Source organism: Rhodopirellula sp. MGV (genome assembly GCF_002251265.1).
GTDB classification, from domain to species: domain Bacteria; phylum Planctomycetota; class Planctomycetia; order Pirellulales; family Pirellulaceae; genus Stieleria; species Stieleria baltica_A.
Window position 1 is genome coordinate 20403 of record NZ_NPDI01000030.1, and the last position, 13633, is coordinate 34035.

The 13633-nt window shown below is 57.4% G+C and carries 11 protein-coding genes; all 11 read left to right on the forward strand.

Annotated features, from left to right (window positions below):
* Positions 1 to 15: 15 nt before the first annotated feature.
* The 11 genes from ffh (at position 16) to CGZ80_RS10780 (ending at position 13606) form a co-directional block, all read left to right on the forward strand.
* A complete protein-coding gene (ffh, locus tag CGZ80_RS10730; RefSeq protein WP_094414172.1) occupies positions 16 to 1488 on the forward strand; it encodes a signal recognition particle protein in 1473 nt (490 codons plus the stop codon).
* A gap of 56 nt (positions 1489 to 1544) precedes the next feature.
* Entirely contained in the window at positions 1545 to 1958 is a 414-nt protein-coding gene (gene rpsP / locus CGZ80_RS28970) for a 30S ribosomal protein S16 (protein ID WP_094414174.1), read from the forward strand.
* 50 nt (positions 1959 to 2008) lie between these two features.
* Positions 2009 to 2698, forward strand: coding sequence for a tRNA (guanosine(37)-N1)-methyltransferase TrmD (gene trmD, locus CGZ80_RS10740; RefSeq protein WP_094414177.1), 690 nt, complete (start codon positions 2009 to 2011; stop codon positions 2696 to 2698).
* A gap of 48 nt (positions 2699 to 2746) precedes the next feature.
* Positions 2747 to 3100: a 50S ribosomal protein L19 gene (gene rplS, locus CGZ80_RS10745; protein WP_094414179.1), complete on the forward strand. Its 354-nt coding sequence runs from the start codon at positions 2747 to 2749 to the stop codon at positions 3098 to 3100.
* A gap of 130 nt (positions 3101 to 3230) precedes the next feature.
* The gene (locus CGZ80_RS10750) at positions 3231 to 3710 is read left to right on the forward strand and encodes a YraN family protein (protein WP_094414181.1); all 480 of its coding nucleotides are present in this window, start codon (positions 3231 to 3233) and stop codon (positions 3708 to 3710) included.
* A gap of 166 nt (positions 3711 to 3876) precedes the next feature.
* Positions 3877 to 5919, forward strand: coding sequence for a sulfatase-like hydrolase/transferase (locus CGZ80_RS10755; RefSeq protein WP_094414183.1), 2043 nt, complete (start codon positions 3877 to 3879; stop codon positions 5917 to 5919).
* A 13-nt stretch (positions 5920 to 5932) separates the two neighbouring features.
* Positions 5933 to 6571 carry an ECF-type sigma factor gene (locus CGZ80_RS10760; RefSeq protein ID WP_094414185.1) on the forward strand — a complete coding sequence of 213 codons (639 nt, stop codon included), beginning with the start codon at positions 5933 to 5935 and terminating at the stop codon, positions 6569 to 6571.
* Positions 6571 to 8598: a protein kinase domain-containing protein gene (locus CGZ80_RS10765; RefSeq protein WP_094414187.1), complete on the forward strand. Its 2028-nt coding sequence runs from the start codon at positions 6571 to 6573 to the stop codon at positions 8596 to 8598. The genes CGZ80_RS10760 and CGZ80_RS10765 overlap by 1 nt, the downstream gene beginning before the upstream one ends.
* A 102-nt stretch (positions 8599 to 8700) precedes the next feature.
* Positions 8701 to 9216, forward strand: coding sequence for an RNA polymerase sigma factor (locus CGZ80_RS10770; protein ID WP_094414189.1), 516 nt, complete (start codon positions 8701 to 8703; stop codon positions 9214 to 9216).
* 50 nt (positions 9217 to 9266) lie between these two features.
* Entirely contained in the window at positions 9267 to 12215 is a 2949-nt protein-coding gene (locus CGZ80_RS10775) for a VWA domain-containing protein (protein ID WP_094414191.1), read from the forward strand.
* The gene (locus CGZ80_RS10780; protein WP_143543858.1) at positions 12110 to 13606 is read left to right on the forward strand and encodes a hypothetical protein; all 1497 of its coding nucleotides are present in this window, start codon (positions 12110 to 12112) and stop codon (positions 13604 to 13606) included. Before CGZ80_RS10775 ends, CGZ80_RS10780 begins: the two co-directional genes overlap by 106 nt.
* The last annotated feature ends 27 nt before the right edge of the window (positions 13607 to 13633 follow it).

Here is a 13633-nt window from a genome sequence, read left to right on the forward strand (position 1 = left end):
AACCCCTGATTTAGCGTGTTTGATTCCCTTTCCGAAGGTTTGCAGTCGGCGTTTAAGAGCTTGCGTGGCAAAGGCAAGCTGACCGAAGGCAATATGCGCGAAGGGTTGGACATCGTTCAGCGATCGTTGCTGGAAGCCGATGTCAGCTATCCGGTGGTCCAAGAATTCATGGGTCACGTTTCGGAGCGAGCACTGGGCAAGAAAGTCCTACTCAGCTTGCGGCCGGAAGAAGAACTCGTTCGCATCGTGCACAGCGAACTGGTTTCGATCCTGGGCCCAGTGGATCCGTCGATCCATCTGAAAAAAGAAGGCCCCACGATCATCATGCTTTGCGGCCTGCAGGGGAGTGGTAAAACCACGACTTGCGGTAAGCTTTCGCAGCTGTTGGTCGAGCAAAACGTCACCCCGATGCTGGTCGCTGCCGACTTGCAGCGTCCCGCCGCGATCGAACAGCTGAAGGTTGTCGGCCAACAGGTTGGCGTTCCGGTTTACACCGAGCCAGACAATAAAAACCCCGTCGAAGTCTGTAAAAACGGCGTGGCGAAAGCCAAAGCCGACGGCTCACGCGTGGTCATCCTGGACACCGCCGGCCGATTGGCGATCGACGAAGAGTTGATGGCCGAGCTGCAGAAGATCGACAACAAAGTCTGCCCCGATCAGGTATATCTGGTCGTCGACGGCATGACCGGTCAGGACGCCGTCAATAGTGCCGACGCGTTCAACAAGGCGCTCGAGATCGACGGCGTCATCATGACCAAACTCGATGGCGATGCCCGTGGTGGTGCGTTGCTATCGGTCAAACACACCACCGGTGTCCCGATCAAATTCATCGGAACCGGCGAGCACCTCGATGCTCTCGAGCCGTTCCGTCCCGAAGGGATGGCCGGCCGAATCTTGCAGATGGGCGACATCGTCGCCGCTGCCGCTGAAGCCCATCGAATCGTCGATGAAAAAGAACGTGAAGAGCTGGAAGCCAAAATGGCTTCGGGCGAATTCACGCTCGACGATTTCAAAAACATGATGGAAAAAGTCGCTCGGCCTGGACTGATGGGCCGAATGATGAGCCTGATGCCCGGAATGGGGCAGTTCAAGGAAGCACTGGAAAGCGATGAAGCTGCCGGTGGGATCCGCCAAACCATTGGCGCGATCAACAGTATGACAGCCGAAGAACGGCGCAACCCCAAGATCATCGACGCCGCACGGCGGACGCGGATCGCGAAAGGTGCCGGCGTTCAAACGCCCCTGATCAGCCAGCTGGTCAAGCAATTCGAAATCATGAAGCCCCTGATGCAAAACATGGCGGGCGGTTCAACGATGGACCGTGCACGCATGATGCAGCAGTTGCAAGGCGCCATGACCAGCGGCAATGGCACGCTGGACGGAATGCGTGTCAAAAAGAGCACGGGCAAGCGATTGTCCAATGCCGAAAAAGCAAAGCTGAAGAAGGATCGCGATAAGCTGAAACGTAAGATGAAACGCAAGAAATAATGCGTGTTCAGTACCGATAATCCAAAACACCTTTTTTCCTACTTAGTGAGTTTGAAATGGCAGTTCGAATCCGTCTGAAAAAGATGGGTCGCACCCACCGACCGTTCTTCCGCGTTTGCGCGATGGATCAACGTTCGCCACGTGACGGACGGGTGATCGAAGAGTTGGGTTACTACGATCCGATGTGCCCCGAAACCGACGCTCGCGTCCAACTGAAGGGCGAACGCGTCGATCACTGGTTGAGCGTTGGTGCTCAGCCAAGTGAAAAGGTCGCCGTCCTGATCAAAAAGTACGGTAGCAACGGAACCCACTTGGACGCTCAAAAAGAAGCTCTCGAGCGTCTGGGCAAGCGAAAAGAGTACACCCCAGCTCCCCCGGCTCCGCCAAAACCTGCTGCTCAAGAAGCACCAGCGGAAGAAGCTTCTGCCGAAGGCGAAGCGGCTGCCGAAACCGAAGCGGCTGCAGAGTAATCGAGCCAGCCGGTCTGGTTTGTCGTTGATCGTTGCGAGAGGTTGATTCGATGCGGTTTGACATCGTCACACTGTTCCCAGCGATCTTTGACGGTTACCTCACACAGAGTTTGCTGGAAAAGGCGATCGCGAAAGACATCGTCCAAATCCACCGGCATAACCTCCGTGACTGGGCCGCCGACACACCACACCGCAAAGTCGACGATCGGCCATTCGGGGGCGGCCCCGGAATGCTGCTGCAAGTCGACGTGACGGTCCCCTGCGTCGAAGACGTCGATCGCATGGCCGACACACCGGCACGAAAAATCCTGCTGACCCCACAGGGCAAACGGTTCGATCAACGGATGGCAGAAGACTTTGCCACCACCGATCGACTGATGCTGCTCTGCGGACGTTACGAGGGTTTCGATCAACGGGTGATCGATATCCTTGAACCCGAAGAGGTCAGCATCGGTGACTTTGTTCTCAACGGAGGCGAAGTCGCCGCGATGACGATCATTGACGGAGTCGTCCGGCTTTTACCGGGCGTCCTCGGCGATGAAAACAGTAATATCGATGATTCGTTCAGCCGCGGAAATCGGCTGCTCGAATTCCCACAATACACCCGACCACGGGATTATCGCGGACACACCGTCCCCGATGTTCTGTTAAGCGGAAACCACGAAGCCATCGCCGAGTGGAGAAGCCAGCAGAGCCTGATCCGAACGGAACAACGACGCTCGGACCTGCTGAGCGACTGAGTCAACATTTAGTTCATCAAACGACCAATTAGTGAAGGGCTTTCAGCGATGAGCCAAGCGATCCTGGAAAAAATCGAACAATCCTCGATGAAGGAAAATCCGCCTCAGTTTGACATCGGCGATACCGTCGACGTCCACTTGCGGATTCTGGAAGGCAACAAAGAGCGGATCCAAGTTTTCACCGGTGTTGTGATCGCACGCAGCGGTAGCGGATCGAAGGAAATGTTCACCGTCCGACGCATCGTCGCTGGCGAAGGTGTGGAGCGTAAGTTCCCCATCCACAGCCCACGCATCGAAAAGGTCGAAGTCAAACGCAGCAGCGTCGTTCGTCGCGCCAAGCTGTACTTCCTCCGTCAACGTGTCGGTAAAGCCGTCCGTCTGAAAGAACGCCGCCGCAGCTAATCGCGGACTCGTTCGACTCAGCTTGCACTCGCCGAAGCCGCCTTCGGCGATTCAATCCCGTTTAGTGGCCGTCTCTTGCCATTGCCACTAAACGCCGGGGACTTACGTTCATCGATCATGTCCCGCCACTATGTCGCTTTTGTCATCGATTCGACGCTGGCCGCCGCTCAACCAGTGGGCTGAGCGTCTCGATCAGTGGCGGTTTGGAACGGTCGATTCTACGGGCCCGATCGGGCTGCGCGGTGAGCAAGCCGCCGCGCGGTTGCTGCGAAAAAAAGGCTTGGTCATTGTCGCCGCAAACGAATCAGATCGCGCCGGTGAGATCGACCTGATTGCGGCGGATCGTAAATCTCGTTCGATCATCTTCGTCGAAGTCAAAACGCTGCAGACAACCAAGCCCGGTCACCCGGCCGAACGTGTCGACGAGAACAAGCAGCGCCGCATCACCCAGGCTGCGCTACGTTTTCTCAAACGCCGGCGACTACTTGGGACTCGCTGCCGCTTCGATGTGGTCGCCATCTGGTGGCCCAACCCCGAAGGGCAACCCGACCGCATCGACCATTACGAAGCTGCCTTCGAAGCGATCGGCGACCATCAACTGTGGGCCTAACCGGCATTCAGGCTGAAGCTATCTTTGCCCCAGTGAATTGCCAAGGCTGCCGATCCAAGCGAATCAACCAGCTGCCAATCGGGATTGAGCAATCTGCCCTTGGCGGTTTCTCAATCGGCTAGAATGAACGCCTCCCACCTCGCGTTCCTCTCTCTCGGCCGACAACATGCCTCTTCGATACCTGCTGCCCCTCCTGGGCCTTCTCCTTACGCTTTCCGCGGCAACACCATCGGCTCACGCGGCAACAAAACCCAACGTGATTTTCATCCTGCTCGACGACATGGGCTGGGGTGATTTTGGAGTGCTGCACCAAAACGGGCTGACTGACCACAAGAGCCATCGCACTCCGCTGTTGGATCAAATGGCCAGTGAAGGCATGCAATTGCGTGCCCACTACTGCCCAGCGCCTGTCTGTGCACCGAGCCGATCGTCGCTTCTCAGCGGAGTCCATCAAGGGCACACCGAAGTTCGCGACAACCAATTCGACAAGGCACTCGCTGACAATCACACCTTGGCATCGGTGATGAAGTCGGCGGGATACCAAACTTGGCTGGTGGGCAAATACGGTTTGCAAGGCGGCGCCGAACGCAAAGGCGACGACACCGCAACACCGGCCGAGTGGGATGCCTATCCGACCAAACGCGGCTTCGACCGATTCTATGGCTACGTGCGTCACCGTGACGGACACGTCCATTATCCGGCCGAAAACTGGGCCCTCGGCGACAGCGAAGGCCATCGCAGCCCCAAGCAAGTTTGGTTCAACGACAACGAAGTCAGCGAAGATCTCGCCAAGTGCTACACCACGGACTTGTTTGCGGCGCGGGCGAAGGACTGGATCGTCAACCATGTCCAAGACGGTGCAGGGCAGGGCAGTGATGAGCAGCCGTTCTTTTTGTATCTCGCATTCGATACGCCCCACGCAGCCCTGCAGTTGCCTTCGGTCGCATTCCCTGATGGCTACGGCGTCAAAGGCGGCCTGCAGTGGTTGGACAAACCGGGGCAGATGATCAACACCGCCACGGGAACCGTCGATGGATACCGACACCCTGACTACACCGGCCAGGGTTGGTCCGATGCCGAAGAACGCTTTGCCACAATGGTCCGCCGCATCGACAACGCCGTCGGTGACTTGCTGCAAACCCTGAAGGACCTTTCGATCGATAAAGAAACGATGGTCGTGATCAGCTGCGATAACGGGCCGCACCATGAATCGTATTTACAGACGGTCGACGGCAAACGAGTCAACTACACACCGCAGTCGTTTCAGTCCTACGGTCCCTTTGACGGCACGAAACGTGATGTCTGGGAAGGCGGCATTCGTGTCGGCACACTCGCTTGGTGGCCAGGCACAATCCCCGCAGGTTCAAAGAACGACCATCCTTCACAGTTCCATGACTGGATGCCGACCTTCGCAAACGCAGCCGGTGCCGCGCCGCCAGCTCGCACCGACGGCGTCTCGCTGCTTCCGACATTGACTGGCAAAGGCGAACAGGCCCCGAGCCAAGTCTATATCGAGTACTTCCAAAACGGGCGCACGCCAAGTTACAACGATTTCGAAAAGCAAAAACGAAATCAACGCCGCGGCCAAATGCAGGTGCTGTATCTGGACGGATACAAAGGCGTGCGGACAGACATTCAAAACCATGCGGACGCGTTCGCGATCTACGATGTCAAAAACGATCCGAAAGAGCTCCACAACCTCGCCGGATCATCGCCAGCGTTTGAACAGCTGCAACAACGGATGCACGACCGTGTCCTACAGATCCGTCGGCAGAATGATTCTGCCCCGCGGCCTTATGACAACGAACCGATCCCCGCCAGCAAAACGCCCGCACAACAAGATTGGTCGTACCACGTCTTCGCGGGTGAATTCAGCTATGTGCCGGACGTTTCCGATTTATCAAGCAACAAATCCGGATCGGCATCGAACATGAAAGTCGATGCCGCTAACGGTGCGGTCCAATTCAAAGGCACCTTCACCGCTGAACAAACCGGTTGGTACGACGTCACCTTGCAGAGCGACACAAAGACCTTTGCAAGGATTCACGATGCGGCTCTAATCGACGCGGACTTCAAGTTCGAAACGGGCCAGGCTTACCAGACCAAGATCCGGCTGGCCAAGGGCGTTCACCCAATCACCGTGACGACACTCGCCGATGGCGACGCGAGCGTTCAACTCGATTGGAAATTTGTGGGCAACGAAGACTAAGCCATGAGGACCGATGACAGCCGCTGACAATATCACCGCATGGATCGATGGTGTTCGTGACGGCGATTCGCTAGCGGCACAAGCTTTGTGGTCAGCTTATTTCGACAAGCTGACACGCGTCGCATCCAAACAGCTCGCCGGGGCTCGTACGGCAGCGCGTGACGGCGAAGACATCGCACTCAGCGCGTTCAAAAGCTTCTGCCTGGCGGCCGAACAAGGCCGCTTCGAAAAACTGATTGACCGAGAAAGCCTGTGGCCGCTGCTCGTTTCGATTGCGGCCAACAAATCGGTCGACGCGATGCGTCACGAGAATCGCAAGAAACGCGGCGGAACCGGAACAGCTGACGAAAGCACTCCGCACGGCGGCCGCGTTCATGCGGACTTGTCAGCCGACCAATTTCTCGGGCACGGGCCAACGCCGGAAATGGCCGTGGAACTGTCCGAGCAATTCAATCTGCTGTTAGAGCGACTGGACAAAAGCGGTGATCCGATGCTGCGTCTGATCGCCATTGCCAAATGTTCCGGCGAATCAACCGGTGAGATCGCGGCGCAATTGGATTGTGCCCGGCGAACGATCGAACGAAAGATGACTTTGATCCGCCGATTGCTCACCGAACAGTTGGGCGATGGCGTGGATTCACGAGACGAATAATGGGCGATCTGACAACCGAACAGCTTCTGCTGATCAACCAACGCTGCGATGAGTACGAAGCGGCTCTACGGGACTGGCAACGCGACGGAACATCCCCCGAATCGTTTCCTCCGATCGAACCGTTCGTCGAAACCGTCCCACAAGAGATTTACCAGGCGGCGGTGGAACAACTGATCGGCCTGGAAATTCAATACCGCATCGAATCGGGTCAGACGATCCTGGTCTCGGAATTAGTCGACCGCTTTCCAGATGTCTCCGATGGCATCTTCATTCATCTGCTGCAAGAAAGCCTTTCTGGCGCCACACGCTTGGCCGACGACGTCGCGACCAAAGCACCGGACGCGGGCGAGACCGACGAACAAGACGTCAACGCTTTTGAACTCGCCACTTCGATCGGGCAGTACGAACTGCTTGGCAAACTTGGCGGCGGAGGAATGGGCGTCGTTTATCAAGCGGTTCATCGGTCCATGAAACGCGACGTCGCGATCAAAATCATGCGTGGTGACTTGATCAATCGACGTGAATTGAAACAGCGTTTCCACCGCGAAGTCACTGCCGTGGCAAAGCTTTCGCATCCCAACATTGTGACCGCATACGATGCCGGCGAAGTCGAAGGGCGTCCCTATTTGGTCACCGAATTGGTCGACGGCATGGACTTGCACCATTACGTCAAGCGACATGGCCCGATGCCATGGCAGGTCGCGATCCGGTCCATCATCGATGCGGCAGAAGGACTGAAATATGCGCACGGTCAACGGATCATCCATCGCGATATCAAACCTGGGAATCTGCTGCTCAACCACGAAGGGCACGTCAAAATCCTGGACCTCGGTTTGGCCCGTCTCACCGAGACGGCGGATACCAACGACGACACCAACGCGACCGCGCAGCTAACCCACACCGGCGCCGTCGTCGGGACCGCTGCGTTCATGGCTCCCGAACAAGCCCGAAACACGCGTGACGCAGACCAACGCAGCGACATCTATTCACTCGGTTGTGTGCTGTTTTATTTGCTGACCGGCAAACCGCCGTACCGTGGCGAGTCGATCGTTGACACGTTGCTGCTGCATGCGACCGCGCCGATCCCGGCGTTGATCGTGCCCGGTGGAGTCCCCAGCCGACTTGGCGAACTCGTTCAGGAGATGATGGCCAAGTCGCCCGCCGATCGCCCCGGCTCGATGAACGACATCATCGAACGACTGACGGCACTACAGCTTGAAGATCCGTTGGAAACGGAGCTTGCGTCACCGGACAGGGCATCTGCCCCCGTGGTCACGCACACCGATCCGCCAGAATTCTTCGGACGCTTGCGTGCGGCCAGCGGATTGCTGTTGGGGATACTTGTCTTTGCACTTTCGGCCGGTCTGTTTTCATGGTTCAAACATCCGGACCAACCGAATCAAGCGGTGCAGTTCGACGGTAGCGGCTACATCGAAATCCCCATGCAATCCGGGCCTCCGGAGGAACTGACGTTCGAAATGATCGTCCGGATCGACGACGCAACACTGTGCAACCCGCTGTGCTGGCTGGGCGGTAACTGGACCACGCTGTTTCACAATGGGAATTGGGGAATCGCCCGATTTGAACAAGGCGAACCTCGCTTTGCGGTCGTCCCCGGCGAAGGAGCCCCGGTTCTGGGGCAATGGCAGCACATCGCGGGCACCTGGGACGGTCAGACGCTCCGGATCTTTGTCGACGGACAGCCGGTCGCCCAACAATCGATGGACTTCGAATTGCAGCCCACCACACCGGGGCTATTCATCGGCGGTGTCGATCCCCAGCGACTTTGGCAGCCCCATGACCAGCGTTTCTTCACCGGGCTAATCGACGCGGTACGAATCTCGGACCGTGTGCTGTACGGCCCCGACGAATCCTTTTCGCCGCCCGAAACGCTGACAAACCAAGCGGGGGTCGTGGTGTTGTTTGATTTCGATCAGCCCGCCGAGAATGGTCGTTATGTGGACCAGTCGGGAAATGCCCTCATCGGGACCGCGACCAATGTTCAACAGGTCGCGACGCCACGTTAGGCGTCTTGATTTGGGGCGACAAACTTTTTTGCAAACCTTTCCTAAGAAACCCACGCCGTACCGCGTTACCTCCCCAGACACACACGTTGAAGACAGGCAACGATGGCGGAAAGTCAAACAAGCGATCGACAGGGCTGGGTTCGGGAATTGGTGCGACAACACCAATCGCCCCTGATCCGTTACGCGCGCTCGATCGTCAAGGACGAGCACGCCGCTCGTGACATCGTCCAGGAAACGTTTCTGTCGCTGTGCAAACAGGCACCGGGCGATCTCGTCGGCCACGAAGTCGCTTGGCTGTTTCGAGTGTGTCACAACAACGCTTTGAATCGATTACGAAAGGAGCGGCGGATGTCACACAACAGCGAACAGATGGGCGAAATCGAGGTTCCCGATCAGGCATCCGATGCCGTCGAAACCGCCCAGGACAACCAAGCAGTCATGCGTCTGATCGACGGGCTGCCGGAAAATCAACAAAAGGTCATCCGGCTGCGTTTTCACAGCGGATTGGCTTATCGCGAAATCAGCGAAGCGACCGGCCTGACAGTCACCAACGTCGGCTATCTACTGCACACCGCACTGGGGAAGTTGCGGTCACAAATGCAGCAACTTGATGCGTGATGTGGGAACGGGTTGGTGACGGTGAAGGGCTTCAAAACGAGTAACAAATCATGATCGACAAAAACGATCCAAGATTGACCGCCTACCTGCTGGGTGAACTGGACGAGGCGGGGCACAACGAAATCCAAAACGCGTTGGCAAACGATGCCGAACTGCGCGCCTACGTCGAAGGCCTGCGACAAACCATCGACGCGGTCTCCTCGGCGATTTCGATGGGACCAGACGACGATGTGTTGACCGATTCGCAATTGGCTGCGATCGATCAAGCCTCCATCGCCACACCAACTCCAGACGCACACCTGCGAAACAGTAGGGCACTGCAAAACGAAGCCTCTCCGTCGCGGAAACGATGGATGCGTCTGGCCGTCGCTGCGCTCGCACTCTATGCCGCCGGGATCTCGTGGTTCGCGTTCTATGGGCCGACGCATGCTTCGGTCGCACAGATGAGTGAGGTCAAGTCATCGGCCCAAGCGACAGATTCGGTGACATCGAACTCGCCGCGTTTGGCAGAAGCGTCGGAAGCGGATCTCCCAGCGACAGCATGGGAGGAAACCACGTCGCTGGAGGAGCCGATGATGGAAATGTTGCTGCCGGTTGAGGAGGAGTCTGCCGCCAAAAAGGAAAGCGAATCTCAGCCGCTAGCCCGGCCGCAAGCCCGCATGCTTCTCCAACGCAACAGTCAAGCCATCACAGATGGACTGAACGATGACGCGGTAAACGAAACCGTAGAAACGGCCCCTGCCGAAATTGCCGGCCCCGCGTTCGCTCCACAACCCTTGATGGCACCGCCCGGCGACGCCGTTGGTGATGAAGCGGAATCTGACGCAATGCCAATGATGATGGGAGGCGGCATGGGAGGCGGAACGCCACCCAGCGCAAGTCGACTCGAATCATCAACCGCCGATGCCCCAGCCACAGCACAAGCCGATGCTGCTGCTCCGGCGACACGGGCTGCTCCGGCGTCACGGGCTGCTCCGGCGTCACGAGCAATGTCGTTCGCTGAATCTGCACCACAGTCAAAAATCGCTAGCGATCCGTTCGGCGACGCTGGAGATTCCCCAAGCGATCCGTTTGACTCGTCGATGGGGCCATTTGATAGAGAAACGGATCCCTCTTCCGATTCCGATCCATTCGGCGAAACATCTGATACAGCTCCTAGGATGATGTTTGATGGGATAGCAGGACTGCCAGATGCTGACCTGGCAATCGAAAACGACAATGACCTGTCTCTACAACAAACTCAAATGGGTCGTAGCAGCGCACCGCTTGCGGCGAACGTTCCGGAACAGGCAACTCCCGAGTTGCCTGAGATGTCAGAGCCGTCAGCAGACGTTTCCGACCAGTTCGGCTCGGAGCAACTGATGCGACGCCGTCCTGCTTTGGGGATTAGTCCCGAGCTCGCCAAACAAGAGAGCGACGACTTGTTGCCGTCGCAACCTGGACAACCAGGTTCGACTTCCAAATCAAAGGTCGGTTTGACCGAGTCTGAAACGCCAACACGCAAGACTTGGAAACCGGCAACCGCGTCGACCAACCGTGCCCGTTTGAGTGTCGGCCATCACGATGACTTGTTGCTAGCCGCAAGAGACACCTATGTCCGGATCGACGGATTCCGTGCTCGCGTGATGTTTGACTTGTACTACTACAACGATCGAGGACGGCAGCTTGAAGGCCAATTCATGCTGCGGCTTCCTGACGACGCCTCGCTGCATTACTTCGCCTTTGGGGCAACGAACCTGACCGCACCTGCGCGACCAACGGCGATCACTTCAAACGGCAAAGGCGGCGAAACGGAGGTGCAGGATGCTGATCCGGCCCAACAATTGGTTTCGCACCTTCGTCAACAGACTCAGTCCACTGGGTCGGACCTCGCAAGACGGGCGAACGATCCCAATTACCAAGCCGAACCGAACACCCTATTCGGTTCTGTCAAACCCGCTCGTCTTGTTCCCAAACAGAAGGCAGCGCTCGCGTACGAAGAAACCGTTCGCAGGCGAGTGGATCCGGCATTGGTCGAATGGTCTGGCCCAGGAACCTTTCAAACGAAAGTCTTTCCGTTGATGCCGTCCAAGCTTCACCGCATTGTTGTCGGGTACGACATCAGCTTGGCAGATGTCGACGGGATCAAAGAATTCAAACTCGACCTGCCAGAAGACGAATCGGGCGGTCGCGTTGAATTCGATTTGGTTGCCGCGTCGGGTACGTCGGCCGAGCTTGATCCTCCCGTGTCACCATTCGTTTCCGGTGGGCGTGCGTATTACCGCTACGAAAGCGCCGAGTCGCGTGATTACGTCGTGCGTTTGTCAGGTGTCAACGCGGCACTATTGCAACACCGTGACGAAGCCGCCGGCACCTCGTATTTTGCGATGCAAGCGACAGCAGACTTGCCGAGCGATCTGGTCACCCAATCGTCCAACCATGCGGTGTTTTTGCTCGACACTTCGTTTAGCGATCGTCCCGATTCGTTCGCCAAGCGGGTCCACGTGCTACAAACAATCTTGCGTCAAAACGAGGACTCGATTCAAGAGTTCGCGGTGCTGACGTTTAACGTTGGACAACAATGGTGGAAGCCCGAGTACTCAGCCAACAACGAAGACTCTCGCCAACAGCTGCATGCCTTTACCGACGAATTGATCTTGGAAGGCGCAACCGACTTGGCTGGTGCGTTTCGCCAGGCAACGACGGCCGCGTGGATCAAACAAAAGTCTGACGAGAAAATTTCGCCGTCAATGTTCCTGCTTAGCGACGGGGCGGCTACCTGGTCAGCCACCGACGCAAGCACGATCACTCAACCGCTGAAATCGGCTGCTTCACCCGTTTACTGCTATGTCGTCCAAGGTGCGGCACATGACCGCGCAATGTTGCGTGCGATCGCAACGCCAGCGGCGGTGCAGTGTTCGAAGTCAACGGTCAAGACGACGTCGACCAGGTCGCCACCGCCCACCGCCATAGCCCTTGGCGAATCGAAAGTGCGACAAGTATTGGCACTGACGAAGTGATGGTGCTTGGCGGATCCGAAGCGATCTGTCCAGGTCAACGACTGACGATCGTCGGTCGCGGTATCCCACAACAAACGATCGAACTATCGTTCACCCGTGGCAGCGAAACACACCGTCAAAACGTGGAATCGTCAATCACGGTCGATTCGCCAGCCGCGGCACGCATGTATGGCGGTGTCTCCGTCGATCAGCTGGAAACGCTTGGCGGCGACGTCCATGAAGTCACCACCGCATTCGCCCGATACTTCCGCGTCCCCGGGCAAACCTGCTCGATGGTGATGCTGGAAAGCGAACAGGACTATGAACGTTTCGGCGTCCAACTCTCGCCCGAACAAGACGTGCTACTGATCGCCAGCAGCTCCATCGCCGATCTCAAGCACACCTTTCAAGGACAACCAGAGCTCGATTCTCCACGCGACCACTTCAGCGACTGGATCGAGACGCTTCAATCCGCGTCACTGGTCGATACACCGGCTGCGCTTCGACTGGCGATCCGAACCTTGCCTGACGACGCCTTCAACATGGCGGCCCAACCGCTCGAGTGTCGCGGACTTCGCAAAAGCCAATACGAAGTCAATCATCTCGATGAACTCGGACTGGAATCACCGAGCTTTCCACAGTTGTTGCGTTTCGCCGATGACGTTCTGGTTTCGCTGGGGGCTGATGACGCGATCAAGTCGGCCAGCACGCTGATCGAGATCAAACCGTCTGACAGCGAAGCGTTGCGCAGTGTCGCGTTCCGTGCGATCGCCTGGAAACGCCCTGACCAAGCCGCGCCGCTTTTGTTTCGCCTAGCAAAAGCCAGACCCTACCAACCGCAATGCTTGACGTTGCTCGCGAAAGCGTTTGCCGACCAAGGTCGTTTTGACGAAGCGATCGTGTGCTACGAACTGGTCTTGTCCGGCAACTGGAACAATCGCTGGAATGGCGCGAAAGAGGTCGCGAAGTTCGAACTAACGGCAGTGCTGGACCAAATCGACGAGACGTCGAAACTTGGCGGGTACGCCCGAGCCCGTGCACGGCAGCTGGGGCTGGACAACGAAGGCAAGCTGAACCTGACCGTGACGATGGACTGGAACACGGACCGCTCGGATGTCGACTTGCACGTGACCGAACCGAATGGGGAAAAGTGTTACTTCCAACACAAGCAGACTCGAACCGGTGGGCACTTGTACTTTGACACCACCGAAGGTTTCGGTCCGGAGATCTACACCTCGCGTACGGCCCCCCAAGGCAACTATGTCGTGCGTGCGGACTACTATCGCGCCGACCAGAACCGAACCGAAACACCGACGGAGGCGTTGATCACGATCACGTCGCGGACGGAAAACGGTCAATCTGTCACGCGTCGATTGCTGTCCGCAGGCGAAGAATTTCGCTTCGAACGCTAGGCCCCTAGCGGCGCAAACCGCGACAAC